Origin of the sequence: Micromonospora sp. WMMD735, from assembly GCF_049178995.1 — a bacterium.
GTDB lineage: Bacteria > Actinomycetota > Actinomycetes > Mycobacteriales > Micromonosporaceae > Micromonospora > Micromonospora wenchangensis.
The window spans coordinates 6549232-6568170 of the sequence record NZ_JBMHMJ010000002.1; the positions used below are offsets into that span (position 1 = coordinate 6549232).

The following is an 18939-nucleotide window of genomic DNA, read 5'->3' on the forward strand; positions in this document are numbered from 1 at the left end:
GCGGCGTCAGGCGACGGTGAACCGGAGCCGGTCGGCCCCGGCACGGGCGGCGGCCGCCGCCTCGGCCGGGTCGGCGCCCCAGGCCAGCACGTGCCCGCCCCGGCGTACCGACGAGGTGACCTCGCCGACCCGGTCCCCGACGGCCACGTCGAGCTGCACGGCGAGGACGCCGGGGACCCGGCGGGCGTCACGCAGCCCGTCGACCGCGGTCAGCGTCCCCGGCGGCGGCAGCAGGAACTCCACCGCCGACGCCCCGGACGGCCGGGCCGGCAGCCGGGGCCGCTCGCCGCGCAGCGTCCGCAGGTAGGCGTCGATGAACCCGCACTCGTACGCCAGCGAGATCAGCGCGGCGATCATGTCGCCGGGCAGCCGGGCGGCGCACTCCACCAGCGTCGGCACGCCGTCGGCGACGATCCACTCGCTGTGCAGCACACCGGTGCGGAAACCGGCCGCCGCCGCCAGCCGGGTGGCCGCCGCGACGAGTTCCGCGCGGCCGTCCGCCGGCAGCGCCGACGGCACCGTGTGCCCGGTCTCCACCGGGCGGCGGCCGGGCAGCACCCGCTTGTCGGTGACGTTGCCGAAGCACACCTCGCCGTCGGCGACCAGCAGTTCGACGCTGTACTCCGGCCCGACCAGGGTCTGCTCGACGAGCACCTCGGTGGGCAGGTCGGTGGCCGCCTCCACCGGCGCCTCCGGGGCGGCGGTCGCCGACCAGGCCGCGGACAGGTCGTCACCGGCGTCGACGAGTTGCACGCCGAGGCTGCCGGAGCGACGGGTCGGCTTCAAGACGCACCGGCCACCGAACCGGGCCGCGAACGCCGCCGCCCGCTGCGGGGAGTCGACCAGCTCGTACGCCGGATTGGCCAGCCCGGCCCGGTCGGCCAGCACGCGCATCCGGTGCTTGTCGGAGAACACGTCGGCGGCCTGTGGGCCGGCCCCGGGCAGGCCCAGCCGTTCGGCGAGCCGGGCGGTGGCCCCGACCGCGTACTCCAGACCGGGCATCACCAGCCGGGCGGTGGCCAGGCCCGGCTCCCGGGCGAGCAGTTCCTCGACGTCCAGGCCGGTCTGGTAGCGGGCGGACACCACCCGGGACACCACCGGCAGCCGGGCCGTCGTCGCGGTGACGTCCCGCCGGGCGATGATCTCCGGCTCCTCGACGAGCACCACGCTGCCCGGCGGCAACTCCTCGGCGAACCAGTGCAGCATGCCGAGCGAGGCGCCCACGACGATCATCTCGTCGCGGCCCAGGTCGAGGTCCAAAGGTCGTCCTCCGTACGGGTCGGTCACCGGATGGCGGGGACACGACAGTACCGGCGGGCCGGACGGCCCACCGGTACTGATCGGAGCTGAGGCGGTGGAGGTGTTACCAGGTCAGGCGCGGGTGACCTTGCCGGCCTTGATGCACGAGGTGCAGACCTGGAGCTTCTTGGTGGTGCCCCCACCGGCCGGGGTACGCACCGACTGGATGTTCGGGTTCCAGCGGCGGTTGGTCTTCTTCTTGGACCAGGGCACGTTGTGGCCGAAGCCCGGCCCCTTGCCACAGACGTCGCACACGCTAGCCACGGGATACTCCTGAGATTGATACGTTCATGAGGTCGCCGGCAGGCGCTGCCCGGACAACCTGGCCAGGGTACCCGATGCACTCCGGGCAGGACCAACCGCCCGTCCCGGCTCCCGCCGCCCGGCCCGGCCCGGCCACCGCCGCCCTGCCCGGCCGGCCGCCGCGGACCGGGACGGCACTCCCGGACCGAACCGGGACACGCCAGCCGACCCCGGCGGGTGTCGGTCGCCGCCAGTAGGCTTCTGGCCGTGCTGGACACCCTCGACGCCGCCGCGGTGGGCCGCTGGTGCGCGGGCGGTCTGGCCGCGCTGCGCCGGCACCAGGGCGAGATCGACGAGCTGAACGTCTACCCCGTGCCCGACGGGGACACCGGCACCAACCTCGTGCTCACCCTCACCTCGGCCCAGCAGGCGCTGGCGATGGAACTCGCCACCCTGCCCGGGGACGGCACGACCGCACACGGGCGGGCGCTGCGGCTGATGGCCCGGGGTGCGCTGCTCGGCGCGCGGGGCAACTCCGGGGTGATCCTCTCGCAGATCCTGCGCGGCCTCGCCGACACGCTCGGCGACGTGCCCGCCGTCGCCGGCCGGGCGTTGGCCGCCGCGCTGCGCGACGCCACCACCGCCGCCTACGCCGCGGTGGCCCGACCGGTCGAGGGCACCGTGCTGAGTGTGGTCGCCGCCGCCGCGACCGCCGCCGAGCAGGCCGACAGCGACGACCTGTGTACCGTGGCGCGGGCCGCCGCCGGGGAGGCCGCCCGCGCGCTGGCGCGTACCCCCGGGCAGCTGCCCGCGCTGGCCCGGGCCGGCGTGGTCGACGCTGGCGGCCGGGGGCTCTGCCTGCTGCTCGACGCGCTGGTCGAGGTGGTCACGGGGGAGGCTCCGGCCGGGCCGCCGCCGGTGGCCCGCCCGGTGCGCCCGCCGCTGACCGTCGTCCGGGAGACCGGCTCCCCCGAGTACGCCTACGAGGTGCAGTTCCTCCTCGACGCCCCGCACGGGGCGGTGACCCGGATGCGCGCCGAACTGGCCACGCTGGGCGACTCGCTGGTGGTGGTCGGCGACGCCGGCTCACCGGCCGAGTCCACCACCTGGAACGTCCACGTCCACGTCAACGACGTCGGGGCGGCCGTCGAGGCGGGGGTGGCCGCCGGCCGGCCGTACCGGATCTCGGTGACCCGGTTCGCCGACCAGACCCCGCCGGCCGACCACGTCGCCACCGACGGCCGGGCGGCCGTGGTGGTCGCGACCGGTGTCGGCATCGCCGAACTCCTCGGTGGCGAGGGGGCGACGGTGGTGCCGGGCAACCCGTCCACCGGTGAGCTGCTGGACGCGATCCGGGCCACCGCCGCCGCCCGGGTGGTGGTCCTGCCCAACGACCCGAACACCCAAGCGGTGGCGAGCGCCGCCGCCCGGGAGGCGCACCGGTTCGGGGTGAAGGTCAGCGTGGTGCCGACCCGCTCGCCGGTGCAGGCGCTGGCCGCGCTCGCCGTGCGGGACCCGCAGCGCCGGTTCGCCGACGACGTCATCGCGATGGCCGAGGCGGCCGGGGCCTGCCGGTACGCCGAGGTGTGCCACGCCAGCCGGGAGGCGCTGACCGTCGCCGGCCCGTGCCGGCCCGGCGACGTGCTGGCCCTGGTCGAGGGGGAGGTGCACCTGATCGGCAGCGACCTGGTCGACACCTGCGCCGCCGTGGTCGACCGGATGCTCGGCGGCGGCGGTGAGCTGGTCACCCTGCTCACCGGCGCGGACGCCCCGGCCGGGCTCGCCGAGGCGGTCCGGGAGCACGTGACCCGGCGCTGGCCCTTCGTCGAGGTGCAGGCGTACCCGGGCGGGCAACCGCACTATCCGCTCCTGGTGGGGGTCGAATGACGACGGCCGAACCGGCCACGGTGGACACCGCGCTGACGAAGCTGGTCGGGGAGCGCACGGCCAGGGCGCTCGCCGGTCATCTCGACCTGCACACCGCCGGTGACCTGATGTACCACTTCCCGCGCCGCTACGACGAGCGCGGCGAGCACACCGACATCCGCTCGCTGGACGTCGGTGAGCAGGTCACCGTGCTGGCCCAGGTGCAGCGCACGGCGGTGCGTCCGATGCGGCAGCGCCGGGGCAACCTGCTGGAGGTGACCGTCGGCGACAACTCGGGCGGGACGCTGACGTTGACCTTCTTCGGCAACCAGGCGTGGCGGGAACGCGAGCTGCGCCCCGGCCGGTGGGGGTTGTTCGCCGGCAAGGTCACCGAGTTCCGGGGCAAACGGCAGCTCAACGGCCCCGAGTACGTGCTGCTCGGCGAGGGTGGCGAGGGTGAGGCGGCGGCCTCCGAGGAGGTCGAGGAGTTCGCCGGGGCGCTGATCCCGGTCTATCCGGCTGCCGCCGCCGTGCCGACCTGGGTGATCGCCAGGTGCGTCCGGGTGGTGCTGGACACGGTCGCCCCGCCTGACGATCCGCTGCCGGCGTCGCTGCGGGCCGACCGCAAGCTGGTCGGCATCGGCACCGCGCTGCGCGAGATCCACCGGCCGTCGAGCAAGGAGGAGCTGTACCGGGCCCGTCGCCGGCTCAAGTGGGACGAGGCGTTCGCCGTGCAGTTGACCCTGGTGCAGCGCAAGCTGCGGGCGGCGTCCTGGCCGGCGACGCCGCGCCCGGCGAAGGCGGGTGGCCTGCTCGACGCGTTCGACGCCCGGCTGCCCTACGAGCTGACCCCCGGGCAGCGCGACGTCGGCGTCGAGATCGCCGCCGACCTGGCCACCCCGCATCCGATGCACCGGCTGTTGCAGGGCGAGGTCGGTTCCGGCAAGACGGTGGTGGCGTTGCGGGCGATGCTCCAGGTGGTCGACGCGGGCGGCCAGGCGGCGCTGCTGGCCCCGACCGAGGTGCTCGCCGCCCAGCACCACCGGGGCATGCTCGACCTGCTCGGCCCGCTGGCCCAGGCCGGCGAACTGGGCGCGGCCGACGACGCGACGCGGGTGGAGCTGGTCACCGGCTCGCTGGGCGCGGCGGCCCGGCGGCGGGCCCTGGCCGAGGTCGCGCAGGGGCGGGCGGGCATCGTGCTCGGTACCCACGCCCTGCTCTACGAGGGCGTCGACTTCGCCGACCTGGGTCTGGTGGTGGTCGACGAGCAGCACCGGTTCGGCGTGGAGCAGCGCGACGCGCTGCGTTCCAAGGCCGACCAGCCGCCGCACGTGCTGGTGATGACGGCCACCCCGATCCCGCGCACGGTGGCGATGACCGTCTACGGCGACCTGGAGACCTCCACCCTGTCCCAGTTGCCGCAGGGCCGGTCCCCGATCGCCTCGCACGTGGTGCCGGCCGCCGAGAAGCCGGCCTTCCTGGACCGGGCGTGGCGGCGGGTGCGCGAGGAGGTCACCGCCGGCCACCAGGCGTACGTGGTGTGCCCGCGCATCGGTGAGGGGCCGGCGGCCGAGGAGGAGCCGCCCCGCGAGGACGACAACGGGCGACGCCCCCCGCTGGCGGTGACCGAGGTGGCGCCGCTGCTCGCCGACGGTCCGCTGCACGGGCTGCGGATCGGCGTCCTGCACGGCCGGCTGCCCGCCGACGAGAAGGACGCGGTGATGCGCTCCTTCGCCGACGGTGACCTCGACGTGCTGGTCGCCACCACGGTGGTCGAGGTCGGGGTGAACGTGCCCAACGCCACCGTGATGATCGTGCTGGACGCCGACCGGTTCGGGGTCTCACAGCTGCACCAGCTCCGGGGCCGGGTCGGCCGGGGTTCGGCTCCCGGGCTCTGCCTGCTGGTCAGCGAGGCGGCCGAGGGTTCGTCGGCGCGGGAGCGGCTGGACGCGGTCGCCTCCACCACCGACGGGTTCAAGCTGGCCGAGCTGGATCTGGAGCAGCGCCGGGAGGGTGACGTGCTGGGGGCCACCCAGTCCGGCCGCCGCTCGCACCTGCGGCTGCTCTCCCTGAGACGCGACGCCGACCTGATCCGTGACGCGCGGGCCGAGGCGGTCGCCCTGGTCGACCAGGACCCGGAGCTGGCCCGGCACCCCGCCCTGGCCGCCTCGGTCGCCGCCCTGGTCGACGAGGAACGCGCGGAGTACCTGGAGAAGGGCTGACCGCCGCCCCGACGCGCGGACGTCGGGGCGGCGGTCAGCCGGCCGGGTGCGCCACGACCCGGCGGGACGGCTCAGGGACGGCGTTTCTCGATGACGGTCCAGCCGGTCCACCCCCGGTCGGCGACCAGCCTGCGCAGCCGCCTGACGACGGGATGGGCCGCGTCGGCGAACGAGTCCATCAACCTGACGAACGCGGGGTCGGGGGTGACCTCCTTCTGCATCGCCAGCTCCCCGGCGGCCTCCGCCTGCGCGAACATCTCGGCCATCAGGTCCGCCGTCTCGTGCAGCAGCTCCTCGTCCTGCCAGTTCTCGGCGATCCGTCCGATCAGTCGGTAGAACTGGACGACCTGGGGGTTGTCGAGCTGGGCCACCTTGTCGGCCATCAGCGTCGGGATCGCGTCCGGCCACCGCGCCGCCATCAGGATCCATCCGTCGCGTTCGCCCTCGACGGCGACCAGTGGCACCCCGGCGGCGCGGAGCCGGTCCAGATAGTCGACCACCTCGGCGGGGACGGCGAGGGTGTCACCGTCACGGAGCCTGGCGATCCGCCGTCGGTGCTCCTGAAGCGCCCGGATCTGGGTACGCAACTGGTGGTCGATCTCGGTGGTGGCGGCGGCGAACGTCGCCGGGTCGGCGTCGAGCAGTTCGCGGACCCGGCTCAGCGGGACGCCGGCCTCGGCGAGGGTGCGGATCCGGATCAGGCGTACCACCGCCGCCGCGTCGTACGTGCGGTAGCCGGAGGCGTCGCGCTCCGGTTCCGGCAGCAGCCCGATCTGGTGGTAGTGCCGTACGGCGCGGATGGTCACCCCGGCGTACGACGCCAGCCGTCCGATCGTCAACATGGCCTCAGCCTGCCCGATCCGGCCGCACCGTCAACCGACCCGACGGCGGTGCACGACCATCGCGCCGGCGTACGCGACGACGAGGAGGCCGGCGCACCAGACGAGTGCGGTCCACACCTCACCGCCGTCCGGCTGCCCGGCGAGCAGGCCGCGCAGGGCGTTCACGATGGAGGTCACCGGCTGGTGCTCGGCGAAGGCCCGCACCGGGCCGGGCATGGTGTCGGTGGGCACGAAGGCCGAGCTGACGAACGGTAGCAGGATGAGCGGGTAGGAGAACGCGCTCGCGCCGTCCACGGAGGTGGCGGTCAGGCCCGGGATGACCGCGAGCCAGGTCAGCGCCAGGGTGAACAGCAGCAGGATGCCGGTGACCGCCAGCCAGGCCAGCGGGCCGGCCCCGGAGCGGAAGCCCATGGCGAGGGCGACCAGCACCACCACCACGAGCGAGATCAGGTTGGCGACCAGCGAGGTCAGCACGTGTGCCCAGAGCACGGCCGAGCGGGCGATCGGCATGGACCGGAACCGCTCGAAGATGCCGCCCTTGAGGTCCAGGAAGAGCCGGTACGCGGTGTAGGAGATGCCGGAGACGACGGTGATCAGCAGGATGCCGGGCAGCAGGTAGTTCACGTACCGGTCGGACCCGGTCCGGATCGCGCCGCCGAACACGTAGACGAACAGCAGCAGGAACGCGATCGGCATGATCGTGGTGGTGATGACGGTGTCCGGGCTGCGGCTGATGTGCCGCAGCGAGCGCCCGAGCAGGGCGGCGGTGTCCGGCAGGAAGTGTCTGGTCATCGGGGTCCTCAGTGGCTCGTGCCGGCGGGGCGGGCGGGGTCCGGGACGCGGTCGGTGTCGGCGGTGGCCCCGTCGTCGCCGACGATGGCGAGGAACACGTCCTCCAGGGTGGGCTGCTTCTCGACGTACTCGACGGTGGCGGGCGGGAGGAGCTGCTTGAGCTGGGCCAGCGTGCCGTCGGCGATGATCCGCCCGTGGTGCAGCACGGCGATCCGGTCGGCGAGCTGTTCGGCCTCGTCGAGGTACTGGGTGGTGAGCAGCACGGTGGTGCCCCGGCGGGCGAGTTCCCGGACGGCCTGCCACACCTCGATCCGTGCCTGCGGGTCGAGCCCGGTGGTGGGTTCGTCGAGGAAGATCACCGGTGGGTCGCCGATGAGGCTCATCGCGATGTCGAGGCGGCGGCGCATCCCGCCGGAGTAGGTGCCCACCCGCCGACGGCCCGCGTCGGTGAGCGCGAAGCGGCCGAGCAGGTCGTCCGCGATCCGGCCGGGGTCGGGCAGGTGGCGCAGCCGGGCGACCAGCACCAGGTTCTCCCGGCCGGTGAGGATCTCGTCGACGGCGGCGAACTGGCCGGTGAGGCTGACGGACTCGCGTACCCGCGCGCCCTGGGTGGTGACGTCGAAGCCGTGCACGTGGGCCGTTCCGCCGTCCGGCCGGAGCAGGGTGGCGAGGATGCGTACCAGGGTGGTCTTCCCCGCTCCGTTGGCGCCGAGCAGGGCGAGGATGCTGCCCGGGGCCACGTCGAGGTCCACTCCGCGCAGCACGGGCAGTTCGCGGTAGGACCTGGTCAGGCCCCGGATCTGGATGGCGGGCCCGGGGGCTCGCGTCGACTCTGTCGTGGACATGGCGTCAGCATGCGAGGTTGACGCTGCGGCAGGGTCAAGCGTGAAACCGCGCAGGGCGCGTCGACCGGTCGGTCGACGCGCCCTGCGGGCGTGCTGTGCGGGGCAGCGCCCTGCGGTGCTGTGCGGGGGCAGCGCCCTGCGGGTGTGCTGTGCGGGTCAGACGGTGAAGCGGATGCGCCGACGACGGGCGACGAGGAAGAGCACCCCGCCGGCCACCAGCAGGGTGGCCGCACCGGCCGCGATGGCACCGGCCGCCGCGCCGGTCACCGGGAGGCCGCCGTCCTGGTCGCCGCCGCCACCGCCGCCACCGGTGGACGGGCAGTCCTTCGGCTGCTCCCACTTCAGTGGGCCGCCGGAGTCGAGGTCACCGGTGACGGTGACGGTGAGCCCCTTGCTGGCCGGGAAGCTGACCGTCCCGGTCCGGCCGGGCTCGACGGTGATCTTTTTCGGCTCGCCCTTGTTGGGGGTGAACACGGAGGTCAGCGGGGTGCCGTCCTCCGGGTTGCTGATCCGGAAGATCATCTTGTCGCAGCTCGACTCGTAGCTGGCGTCGGGGGTGCCGACCTCGGGCTGCTGGCAGTCGGCGGGCTTCTGCCAGCCGCCGGTGAAGTCCTTCATGCCGGGGGCGGTGACGGTGATCTCCTGCGCCTGCCCGGCGCTGAGCCTGCGGGTCTCGATCTTGCGCAGCGGGACGGTCACCTGCTCGGTGAACCCACCGCTGCCGACGATCGCGAAGGTCGCCCCGGCGTTGCCGCCGCGGTTGACCAGGGTCAGCTCGACGTTGCCGTCGCAGTCGGACTCGGCGATCACCTCCGGCGCGGCCGAGCAGGTGCCCGAGCCGCCGTTGTACCAGGCGCGCGGGCCGGTGGAGCGGGCGCCGATGCCGGCCGGGCTGCCGACCTTGCGGTCGCCGTACCGGTCGCTGGTGTCGGTCAGCGGGTCGATCAGCTTGCTGCCGAAGACGAAGTCGACCTGGGTGTAGCAGTTCGGCACCTCGACGGCGAAGTCGAGGGTGGCCACCCCCAGCTCGCCCGGGGCCACCCCGGTGAACTTCTTGACCGACTTGTCGAGCACGTACTGCGGGACGGCGAACTTCGCCGACGGCGTCACGTACGACACCAGGGCCAGGTCCTGCTCCTCGCCCCGGCACAGCGGGCCGTTGGTCAGCGTGATCGACGCCTTGCCCGCGGGCCCGTCGAAGGTGTGCGTGTAGCGGGCGTCGGCGGCGGCGACGCAGGACGGCGCGGGCTCGCCGCCCGACGGGGTGGTGGCCGTCGCGCTCGGCGTGGCGGTCGCCGTCGGCGTGGCCGTGGCCGTGGCCGTGGCCGTGGGGGACGGTGAGGCTGCGGTGGCGCCCGCCGGGGCGGTCAGGGCGAGGGCCGTGGCCAGGCCGGCCAGGGCGGCGGCGGTCGCGGCGAGCGGTCGCCGTGGCGACAGCTGGGGACGGATCACGCGTACTCCCGGGGTGAGGGTGCGTCAGGGCGCGGCGGGGGTGGCGTCTGTCGGGTCACGGCAGGGATGGGGAGCGCCGTGACGACGCCGGTCCGGCGCCCTGGCCGGCGGAGCGGCACCGGCACCGGGCCGACCCTAGTGGGCCCGTCGATACGGACATAGCGCACAGCCGGCACAGGGAGTGTTGTTATACATATGAGATCATTGATCTACCTGAAGTGATCATGTGGTCACCCGGCCCGGGTGCACCGCGCCGCCGGCCCGCGCCGCCCGTCGCGTAGCGTCACAGGCATGCACAGGGGCAGACCGTGACCCGGATCGTGGCCGGCACGCTCGGCGGACGACGGATCGCCGCACCCGCCGGCGGCGGCACCCGACCCACCTCCGACCGGGTCCGGGAGGCGCTGTTCAGTGCCGTCGCCGCCGAGGTGGACCTGGACGGGGCCCGCTTCGCCGACCTCTACGCCGGCTCCGGCGCGGTCGGGCTGGAGGCGCTGTCCCGGGGCGCGGCGCACGTGCTGCTCGTCGAGTCCGACCCCCGGGCCGCCCGGGTGATCCGGGAGAACGTCGCCGCGCTGCGGGCCGCCCCCGCCGCCCGACTGGTCACCGGCAGGGTGGCCGGGGTGGTCGCGGCCGGACCCGGCGGCGATCCGTACGACGTGGTCTTCGCCGACCCGCCCTACGCGGTGCCGGACGACGAGATCACCGCCCTGCTGACCGGGCTGGTCGCGCACGACTGGCTCGCCCCCGACGCGCTGGTCGTGGTCGAGCGGTCCACCCGGGGCGGCCCGGTCGACTGGGTGCAGGGCATCACCGCCGGGCGCAGCCGGCGTTACGGCGAGACCACTCTTTGGTACGGTCGCCGATCATGAGACGTGCGGTGTGTCCCGGCTCGTTCGACCCGGTCACCAACGGACACCTCGACATCATCGGACGGGCCAGCCGGCTCTTCGACGAGGTGATCGTCGGCGTGCTGGTGAACCAGTCGAAGAGCGGCCTGTTCACCGTCGAGGAGCGGATCGACATGCTCCGCGAGGTGACCTCCTCGTACGGCAACGTGCGGGTCGCGTCGTTCCGGGGGCTGCTCGTCGACTTCTGCCGGGCGCAGGAGGCGAGTGTGCTGATCAAGGGCCTGCGGGCGGTCAGCGACTTCGACTACGAGTTGCAGATGGCCCAGATGAACATCGGCCTGGCCGGCGTGGAGACGCTGTTCATGCCGACCAACCCGCTCTACTCGTTCCTCTCCTCCAGCCTGGTCAAGGACGTGGCGAAGTGGGGTGGCGACATCTCCTCGCACGTGCCCGACACCGTCCGCCGGGCGCTGCAGGCCCGGCTGACCGTCCCGCGTCCCTGAACCGTCGCGCGGTCACGCCGCATCCGGGCGGCGCGTCGGGCCGGGGTGGTGGCGGCGGTGGTGGCCGGGGCACGACATCATGTGGTGCAGCGCCGAAGCCGGGCGCAGGCCGCATCATGTAGGTCGGCCGACGAACGACAGGAGTGAGGTACCGGTGGACCCGCTCGACCGCATCGACGAACTGATCGCCATGGTGGAGCAGGCGCGCTCCGTCCCGATGTCGCGCAACAACTGCATGGTCGACCGGGGCGAGATGATCGCCGCCCTCGACGAGATGCGCGCCGAACTCCCCGCCGACCTGCGCCGCGCCGCCGCCCTGCTGGAGGAGCGGGACAAGATCATGGAAGCCGGCAAGCGGGAGGCCGACCGGATCATCAGCGAGGGTGAGGCGGAACACGCCCGGCTGGTCTCGGTGAACGAGATCACCGTCTCCGCCGAGCACGAGGGGGCCCGGATCATCGCCGAGGCCCGCGCCGAGGCGCAGCGGCTGCGCGAGGAGGTCGACGACTACGTCGACACCGCGCTGGCGAACTTCGAGCAGTTCCTCACCCGGGCGCTGGCCTCGATCGAGCGCGGGCGGGACAAGATGCACGCGCTGCGCGAGATCGGCACCTTCGGTGGGGACGAGGCGGAACGCCCGTTACCCTTCTGAGCGGCACCTCATCCCACCGACGGACGGGTCGGGCGTCGCCCCCGGTTCGACGACCAGGCGGTCGCCCAGGTAACCTTTTTTGTCGGCCTCTCACCGGCCGGAGTCTGACTATGCCCAAACACTCGCCTTCATCACTCAACCCCAGGGCGCCGCTGGTCCTCGACACGAGGGACCTGCCGCGTCGCCCTGGCGCGTTGCGTACGCATCGGCGGGTCGTGCCGGCACCGGCGGACCTCGGCGGAGAGTTGATCGGCGTGCCGGAGGGCGCGGACCTCGACCTCGACCTGAGGTTGGAGTCGGTGTCCGAGGGCGTGCTCGTCTCCGGGACCGTGACCGGTCCCGTCCAGGGCGAGTGCGGTCGTTGCCTGCGCGCGATCGACTACTCGTTGACCGTGAACGTCCAGGAGCTGTACGCGTACGAGAACAGCACCACGGACATCACGACCGACGAGGACGAGGTGGGCCGGATGCAGGACGATCTGATCGACCTGGAGCCGGCGCTGCGGGACGCGGTGGTGCTCACGCTGCCGACCAACCCGCTCTGCCGGGAGGACTGCCCGGGACTGTGCCCCGAATGCGGGGTGCACCGGGACGATCTGCCGGCCGATCACAGCCACCAGCAGATCGACCCGCGTTGGGCGAGCCTGTCGCAACTGAACCGTACAGAGGAGTAGGAACCGTGGCCGTCCCCAAGCGCAAGATGTCGCGCAGCAACACCCGGTCCCGCCGGGCGAACTGGAAGGCGGCTGTGGTCGCGACCGTGGCCTGCCCGCAGTGCAAGTCCCCCAAGCTGCCGCACGCGGCGTGCTCCGTCTGCGGCACGTACAACGGCCGCCAGGTCCTCGAGGTCTGACCTGGACGCCGAGTGACACCCCCGACCACGGGTCGGGTGGCGCGCGCACCCCGGCGATCGCCCGGTGCCCCGGCTCCCTCCGACACCGGCCGGCCTGATCCGGCCGGCCCGGCGAGGGAGTCGGGCACCGCGCGGATCGCCGTTGACCTCCTCGGCGGGGACGATGCTCCCGCCGTCGTGGTTGACGGCGCTCTGCGGGCGGTGCGGGCCGACCCGGACCTGCACCTGCTGCTCGTCGGCCCGACCGAGGTCGCGGCCGGGGTGGTCGACGCCCTGACCCCGGCGCAACGGACCCGGATCACCATCCGGGCCACCCGGACCGCCGCCGGGCCGACCGAGCACGCCCCCCGCGCCGACAGCACCGTCCGGGCGGCCGTCTCCGCCGTCCGCGACGGCGCCGCCGACGCGCTCGTCTCCGCCGGGTCCACCGGCGCCACCGTCTCCGCCGCCGCCCTCGGCTTCGGCCGCTGGCCCGGCGTGCGCCGGCCCGCGCTGGTGGCGACGATCCCGGCCGTCTCCGGCCCGGTGGTCCTGCTCGACGTCGGCGGCTCCCTGGAACCCCGACCGGCCACCCTGGCCCGGCACGCCGTGCTCGGCGCGGCCTACGCCGCCGTCGCCCACGCCGTCGCCGCCCCCCGCGTCGGCCTGCTCTCGGTCGGCACCGAGGCCGGCAAGGGGGACCGCCCGCGCCGCACCGCCGACCTGATGCTCGCCGCCACCGCGCTGCCCGGTGACGCCCGCTACGTCGGCCTGGTCGAGGGGTACGACGTGACGTCCGGCGTCCGCGCCGACGTGGTCGTCACCGACGGCTTCACCGGCAACATCCTGCTCAAGACCATCGAGGGGGCGTACGCGATGGCCGGGGGCCCACCGACCAGTGGCGGAGCGCCCCGGGCGGCGGCCCTGCTCGGGGTCGGCGGGACGGTGGTGGTCTGCCACGGCGCGGCGACCCCGGACGACGTCGCCTCCGGTATCGCCCTGGCCGCCCACCTCTGGCGTCGCCGGGCCACCGAGCAGGTCCGGGAGCAGGTCGCGCTCCTTCCCGCGAGCGACGGCACCGACCCGGAGCGGGAGGACACCCCCACCCGTTCCGCCGCCGACCGGGCCGACGAGGTGACCGGGAACACCGGACCCACGCCGGCCGGCCCGACGGTCCAGAACGCACCCGCCGCCCGGCACCCGGGTCATCCGCCCGCGTACCCCGGCGGGACCGAAGCAGAGGTAGGAACATGAGCAACGACAAGCGGCGGCGTGCGCCCGTCAGCCACCTGGAGGCGGCGTTCGGGGTGACACTCGACGCCGAGCTGCTGGAGCGGGCGCTGACCCACCGCTCGTACGCGTACGAGAACGGCGGGCTGCCCACCAACGAGCGGTTGGAGTTCCTCGGCGACTCGGTGCTCGGCGTGGTGATCACCACGGCGCTGTTCCGGAACCACCCCGACCTGCCCGAGGGGCAGTTGGCCAAGCTGCGGGCCAGCGTGGTCAACATGCGCGCCCTGGCCGACGTGGCCCGGGGCCTCGGCCCGGACGGGCTCGGCGCCTACCTGCTGCTCGGCAAGGGCGAGGAGACCACCGGCGGGCGGGACAAGGCGAGCATCCTCGCCGACACCCTGGAGGCGCTGCTCGGCGCGATCTACCTCCAGCACGGGCTGGACACCGCGGCGGTCGTCATCCACCGGCTGTTCGACCCGCTGATGGCCGAGTCGGCGGGCCGGGGCGCGGCGCTGGACTGGAAGACCAGCCTCCAGGAGCTGACCGCCGCGCTCGGCCTGGGGGTGCCCGAGTACCGGATCGAGGGCACCGGCCCGGACCACCTCAAGACCTTCACCGCCTGGGTGGTGGTGGCCGGCAACCGCTACGGCGGGTCGGAGGGCCGCAGCAAGAAGGAGGCCGAGCAGCGGGCCGCCGAGGCGGCCTGGCGGGAACTCACCGCGCAGGCCGAGCGGGACCGGGCCGACAGCGGGCCGGACGAGCAGGACCGGGTCGGCCCCGGCCCGGTCGACGCCGACGCGACGCCCGGGTCCACCCCGGACGGCCCGGCCGGGTCCACCGGCAACGGTACGGTCGGGTCCACCTCCGACGGGCCGGCTGCCGACGCGGTGCTCCCGACGGCGGACGAGACCGCCGAGGCGGGACTGGGCCGTGCCTGAGCTGCCCGAGGTCGAGACCGTACGGCAGGGACTGGCCCAGTGGGTCACCGGCCGGCGGATCTCGACGGTGGAGGTGCGCCACCCCCGGTCCGTGCGACGCCACCCGCCCGGTCCGGCGCACTTCGCCGACGTGCTGGCCGGCCGGACGGTGACCGACGTGCGGCGGCGCGGCAAGTACCTCTGGCTGCCGCTGGACAGCGGGGACGCCCTCGTCGGCCACCTGGGCATGTCGGGGCAACTGCTGCTCCAGCCGGCCGAGGCGGCCGACGAGCTGCACCTGCGGGTCCGGTTCCGGTTCGCCGACGACGGCCCGCAACTGCGCTTCGTCGACCAGCGGACGTTCGGCGGGCTCGCGGTCAGCGAGGGCGGCGCCGAACTGCCCGCCGAGATCGCCCACATCGCCCGCGACCCGATGGACCCGGAGTTCTCCGACGCGGGGTTCGTCGCCGCGCTGCGCCGCAGGCGTACCGAGGTCAAGCGGGCCCTGCTGGACCAGACGCTGCTGTCCGGAGTGGGCAACATCTACGCCGACGAGGCGCTGTGGCGGGCCCGGCTGCACGGCGCCCGCCCGACCGACGCGCTGACCGCCCCCGCCGCGGGTCGGCTGCTCGGGCACGTGCGGGACGTCCTCGGCGAGGCGATCACGCAGGGCGGCACCAGCTTCGACGACCTGTACGTCAACGTCAACGGGGAGAGCGGCTACTTCGACAGGTCGCTGAACGTCTACGGCCGGGAGGGTGAGCCCTGCCGGCGGTGCGGTGCGCCGATCCGCCGGGAGGCGTTCATGAACCGGTCGTCGTACAGCTGCCCCCGCTGTCAGCCCCGCCCCCGGGGTGCCCTCAGGGGCTGACCCCGAGCCGGTTCGGGGTTGCGCCGGTGTGCCGCGCCGCCGGCACCCCGGGCCGCCGCCGGATTTTCCCCGATCCACCCGGTCGGTCGTCCCGGGCGACCCGACCCGACCGCCCCCGCGTCCTCGGGGGCGGGCCGGGGCCGTTCCCCGATGTGCCCCGGCGTCGCCGTCCCTAGCGTCAGCACGGTCGGCAGGGCGCCGGCGGGAAGGGGGCCCGACTCAGATGGGCGGCAGACCGGTGACGGTGCGGTTGGCACGGTGGAGCGCGGAGCATCCGTGGCGCGCGATCGCGCTCTGGGTGGTCTTCGTGGCGGTGTGCTTCGTCGGCGGCAACGCCGCCGGCCTGAACGAGGCCACCCAGGCCGACCAGGCGATCGGCGAGTCCGGTCACGCCGACGTGATCATCACCTCGGGCGACTTCACCGATCCGGCGGTGGAGAACATCCTGATCACCCCGCGTACCGGCACCCTGGACCGGGCCGCCGCGCAGGCCGCCGCGACCGACGCGGCCGACCGGCTGCGACAGGTCACCGGGGTGGCGTCGGTCGGCGAGCCGGTCCCGTCGCGCGACGGTGCCGCGCTGCTGGTGCCGGTCACCATGGCCGGTGACCCGCAGACCGCCGCCGACCGGGTGCAGCCGCTGCGCGACGCCACCGCCGACGCCCAGGCCGCCCACCCGCAGCTGCGGATCGAGCAGGTCGGCGGCCCGTCGATCAACCAGGCGCTGGACGACACCCTGGGCCGGGACTTCAAGCGGGCCGAGCTGCTCAGCCTGCCGGTCACCCTGGCCATCCTGATCGTCGCGTTCGGCGCGCTGATCGCCGCCGGGGTGCCGGTGCTGCTGGCGCTCTCCTCGGTGGCCGCCGCGATGGGTCTGTCCACCCTCGCCTCCCACCTGGTGCCCGCCACGGACACCACCTCCAGCGTGATCCTGCTGATCGGGATGGCCGTCGGGGTGGACTACTCGCTGTTCTACGTCCGACGGGAACGCGAGGAACGGGCCAAGGGCCGGTCCGGGTTGGACGCGGTGGAGATCGCCGCCGAGACGTCCGGGCACGCCGTGGTCGTCTCCGGCTTCGCGGTGATCATCTCGATGGCCGGCCTGATGCTCGCCGACGACGTGGTCTTCTCCTCCCTCGCCGTCGGCTCGATCCTGGTGGTCGCCGTCGCGGTGACCGGCTCGCTGACCGTGCTGCCGGCACTGCTGGCCAAGCTGGGCCGCTGGGTGGACCGTCCCCGGGTGCCGCTGCTGTGGCGGCTCACCGCCCCCCGCGCCGGCCGGCACGGGCAGCCGGCCCGGCCCCGGTTCTGGCCGGCGGTGCTGCGACCCGCGCTTCGTGCTCCCCGGGCCACCCTGATCGTCTCGGTGGGGCTGCTGCTCGCCCTGGCCGCCCCGGCGCTCGGCATGAAGCTGAAGTTCCCCGGCATGGAGGACCTGCCCCGGACGACCCCGGCGATGCAGGCGTACGACCGGCTGACCGCCGCCTTCCCGAGCACCGGGACCAGCCACACGGTCGCCGTACGGGCCCCCGCCGACCAGGCCGACCGGGTGCGCGCCGCCCTGACCGGGCTGGCCCGCACCGCCGCCGCCGACCCGCTGTTCGCCCCGGCCGAGGCGGACGGCCCGACGATCGAGGTGTCGGCCGACCGCCGGGTGTCGGTGCTGGAGGTGGCCACCCCGTACGCCAGCCGGGACGACCGGTCGGTGCGCTCCCTGCACGAACTCCGCGACGACCTGCTGCCCGCCGCACTGCGCGGCATCCCCGGCGTCGAGTACGCCGTCGGTGGCGGGGTGGCCGCCAGCGAGGACTACGCCCGGCACATCCGGGAGAAGCTGCCGCTGGTGATGGCGTTCGTGCTGGCGCTGACCTTCCTGGTGATGACCTGGACGTTCCGGTCGGTGGTGGTCGCCCTCACCTCGATCCTGCTCAACCTGCTCTCCGCCGGGGCCGCGTACGGCCTGCTGGTGCTGGTCTTCCAGGGCGAGTGGGCGCAGGACCTGCTCGGCTTCACCTCGATGGGCGCGATCGTCTCCTGGCTGCCGCTGTTCCTGTTCGTGGTGCTCTTCGGGCTCTCCATGGACTACCACGTCTTCGTGGTCAGCCGGATCAGGGAGGGCATCCGGGGCGGCCGGTCCAACGCCGACGCGGTCGCCTACGGCATCACCTCCTCGGCCGGGGTGGTGACCAGCGCGGCGATCGTGATGGTCGGGGTGTTCGCGATCTTCGCCTCGCTCAGCACGATCGACATGAAGCAGCTCGGCATCGGGCTGGCCGCGGCGATCCTGCTGGACGCCACGATCATCCGGGCCGTGGTGCTGCCGTCGGTGATGACCCTGCTCGGCGAGGCCAACTGGTGGGCCCCCCGGTTCCTGCGCCGCCGCGACCGGCCCGCCGTCACCCCACCGGCCGAACCGACGCCGGAGCTGGTCGGGGCGCACTGACCGAGCGTCGGACCCGCCGCCGGTGACCGCCCGCCCGGGTGGTGCAGCGCCGTGGCCGGCGGCACGGGTGACCCGGACCGCACCGCGTGGTCCGGGTCACCGCGGTGTGCCGGGGACCGGCCCGGCAACGGTGGGGCAGGGCACCCGCCAGGCGTCCAGGGTGCGGTTCTTACGGATCGAGGCGAAGCCGTAGCCGACGGTCGTCACGCAGAACCGCGCCGGGTCACCGGCGTACTCGACCTGGAAGACCGGCTTGCCCGCGTCGGCGAAGGGGAGCAGCCGGGCGCAGCGGCGCAACCTGACGCACTCCTCGTCGACCGCGAAGTCGAAGTCCGGCGCGAGGGCGGCCACCTGGTCGACGTCGCCGACCAGGCCGGGGGAGAGGTCCAGGGAACGGGCCAGCCCGGCCGTGCGCCGGTTGAACAGCAGTTGGTCGTCGAAGCCGAGCGGGAAGCCCGACCGGTGGGCGTACCCGTCGGCGTCGACGAGGGCCACCGCGCCGAACCCCTTGCCCCGGCAGAGCCGGAACCGGTCGGCCAGGACGGGCCGCAGCAGGTCCCACCGCCGCACGTCCACCCACCGGGTGCCGGGCCGCCCGGCGGCAGCACCCCGCACCGCCGCCGGGTAGCGGGCGGCGTCCGGGTCCGTCCCCGCGTACGTCCCGACGGGCACGTGACAGATCAGCCGCCGGTCGCGCCGACGCAGCGCCCCGGTCTCGGCGGTGCTCACCCGTACCGGGTCGAGCAGGACGACGTCGGCGTCGACGGTGGTGTCGACCGGGCCGGTGAGCTGCCACTGCCACCGCCACTGCCGGGCCGCTGCGGGGGGCCAGGGGGTCGGTGCGCCGGGTGGGCCGAGGTCGGGACGGCAGGCGTACACCGGGGTCAGCAGGGCGAGTGCCAGCGTGGCCGGCAGCACCCGGCGGGCCGGGTGGCGGCGCGGTGGCCGGGTGGGCAGCGACGACCCGCCGCGCGTCGCGGACGCTGACGGCCGGATGCGCATCGGCTGCTCCCGGGTCCCGTGCGGTACGCCGCACGCCTCACCCGGTCAAACGAGAAGCCCCCGGCGACGACGCG

The 18939-nt window shown here is 74.4% G+C and carries 17 protein-coding genes and 1 pseudogene; 11 read left to right on the forward strand and 7 right to left on the reverse strand.

The genetic code is table 11. From position 1 onward, the window contains the following. Positions 1 to 6: 6 nt before the first annotated feature. Positions 7 to 1260, reverse strand: coding sequence for an ATP-grasp domain-containing protein (locus ACN268_RS28720; protein ID WP_421486115.1), 1254 nt, complete (start codon positions 1258 to 1260; stop codon positions 7 to 9). 111 nt (positions 1261 to 1371) lie between these two features. Beyond that, positions 1372 to 1563, reverse strand: coding sequence for a 50S ribosomal protein L28 (rpmB, locus tag ACN268_RS28725; RefSeq protein ID WP_046569512.1), 192 nt, complete (start codon positions 1561 to 1563; stop codon positions 1372 to 1374). Positions 1564 to 1809: 246 nt separating this feature from the next. Between rpmB and ACN268_RS28730 the strand changes: the two genes are divergently transcribed. Together ACN268_RS28730 and recG are read left to right on the forward strand one after the other, a co-directional pair. Further along, positions 1810 to 3429 (forward strand): DAK2 domain-containing protein, encoded by a 1620-nt coding sequence (locus ACN268_RS28730; protein WP_421486117.1) that lies wholly within the window; start codon positions 1810 to 1812, stop codon positions 3427 to 3429. Next, positions 3426 to 5630, forward strand: a complete 2205-nt coding sequence (recG, locus tag ACN268_RS28735) for an ATP-dependent DNA helicase RecG (RefSeq protein WP_421486118.1) — start codon at positions 3426 to 3428, stop codon at positions 5628 to 5630. The genes ACN268_RS28730 and recG overlap by 4 nt, the downstream gene beginning before the upstream one ends. A gap of 71 nt (positions 5631 to 5701) precedes the next feature. Here the strand turns inward: recG and ACN268_RS28740 are convergent, their stop codons facing one another. The 4 genes from ACN268_RS28740 to ACN268_RS28755 form a co-directional block, all read right to left on the reverse strand. Continuing rightward, positions 5702 to 6472 carry a MerR family transcriptional regulator gene (locus ACN268_RS28740; protein WP_421486119.1) on the reverse strand — a complete coding sequence of 257 codons (771 nt, stop codon included), beginning with the start codon at positions 6470 to 6472 and terminating at the stop codon, positions 5702 to 5704. A 30-nt stretch (positions 6473 to 6502) separates the two neighbouring features. After that, positions 6503 to 7264 carry an ABC transporter permease gene (locus ACN268_RS28745; RefSeq protein ID WP_421486121.1) on the reverse strand — a complete coding sequence of 254 codons (762 nt, stop codon included), beginning with the start codon at positions 7262 to 7264 and terminating at the stop codon, positions 6503 to 6505. Between the two features lie 8 nt (positions 7265 to 7272). Next, on the reverse strand, positions 7273 to 8109 hold the full coding sequence (locus ACN268_RS28750; protein ID WP_421486123.1) for an ABC transporter ATP-binding protein: 837 nt from the start codon (positions 8107 to 8109) through the stop codon (positions 7273 to 7275). Between the two features lie 156 nt (positions 8110 to 8265). Beyond that, on the reverse strand, positions 8266 to 9561 hold the full coding sequence (locus tag ACN268_RS28755; protein WP_421486124.1) for a cell wall anchor protein: 1296 nt from the start codon (positions 9559 to 9561) through the stop codon (positions 8266 to 8268). Between the two features lie 308 nt (positions 9562 to 9869). Here ACN268_RS28755 and rsmD point away from each other — a divergent pair, with 308 nt between their 5' ends. The 9 genes and pseudogenes from rsmD (at position 9870) to ACN268_RS28800 (ending at position 17863) form a co-directional block, all read left to right on the forward strand. After that, a complete protein-coding gene (rsmD, locus tag ACN268_RS28760; RefSeq protein ID WP_421486126.1) occupies positions 9870 to 10433 on the forward strand; it encodes a 16S rRNA (guanine(966)-N(2))-methyltransferase RsmD in 564 nt (187 codons plus the stop codon). Next, positions 10430 to 10915, forward strand: coding sequence for a pantetheine-phosphate adenylyltransferase (gene coaD / locus ACN268_RS28765; RefSeq protein WP_088646035.1), 486 nt, complete (start codon positions 10430 to 10432; stop codon positions 10913 to 10915). Before rsmD ends, coaD begins: the two co-directional genes overlap by 4 nt. A 154-nt stretch (positions 10916 to 11069) precedes the next feature. Next, positions 11070 to 11567 carry a hypothetical protein gene (locus ACN268_RS28770; protein ID WP_088646034.1) on the forward strand — a complete coding sequence of 166 codons (498 nt, stop codon included), beginning with the start codon at positions 11070 to 11072 and terminating at the stop codon, positions 11565 to 11567. 110 nt (positions 11568 to 11677) lie between these two features. Continuing rightward, a complete protein-coding gene (locus tag ACN268_RS28775) occupies positions 11678 to 12241 on the forward strand; it encodes a YceD family protein (protein ID WP_421486128.1) in 564 nt (187 codons plus the stop codon). Positions 12242 to 12246: 5 nt separating this feature from the next. Beyond that, entirely contained in the window at positions 12247 to 12420 is a 174-nt protein-coding gene (rpmF, locus tag ACN268_RS28780) for a 50S ribosomal protein L32 (protein WP_088646032.1), read from the forward strand. Positions 12421 to 12555: 135 nt separating this feature from the next. Further along, positions 12556 to 13506 (forward strand): annotated as a pseudogene (locus ACN268_RS28785) (phosphate acyltransferase PlsX); the annotation flags it as partial. Positions 13507 to 13649: 143 nt separating this feature from the next. Next, entirely contained in the window at positions 13650 to 14570 is a 921-nt protein-coding gene (gene rnc / locus ACN268_RS28790; protein ID WP_421486130.1) for a ribonuclease III, read from the forward strand. Continuing rightward, positions 14563 to 15420, forward strand: coding sequence for a bifunctional DNA-formamidopyrimidine glycosylase/DNA-(apurinic or apyrimidinic site) lyase (gene mutM / locus ACN268_RS28795; RefSeq protein WP_421486132.1), 858 nt, complete (start codon positions 14563 to 14565; stop codon positions 15418 to 15420). The genes rnc and mutM overlap by 8 nt, the downstream gene beginning before the upstream one ends. Before the next feature lie 223 nt (positions 15421 to 15643). Then, positions 15644 to 17863: an MMPL family transporter gene (locus ACN268_RS28800; protein ID WP_421486134.1), complete on the forward strand. Its 2220-nt coding sequence runs from the start codon at positions 15644 to 15646 to the stop codon at positions 17861 to 17863. A gap of 96 nt (positions 17864 to 17959) precedes the next feature. On the opposite strand, the gene ACN268_RS28805 is transcribed toward ACN268_RS28800, so the two are convergent. Beyond that, on the reverse strand, positions 17960 to 18865 hold the full coding sequence (locus ACN268_RS28805; protein WP_421486136.1) for an endo alpha-1,4 polygalactosaminidase: 906 nt from the start codon (positions 18863 to 18865) through the stop codon (positions 17960 to 17962). Between the last annotated feature and the right edge of the window lie 74 nt (positions 18866 to 18939).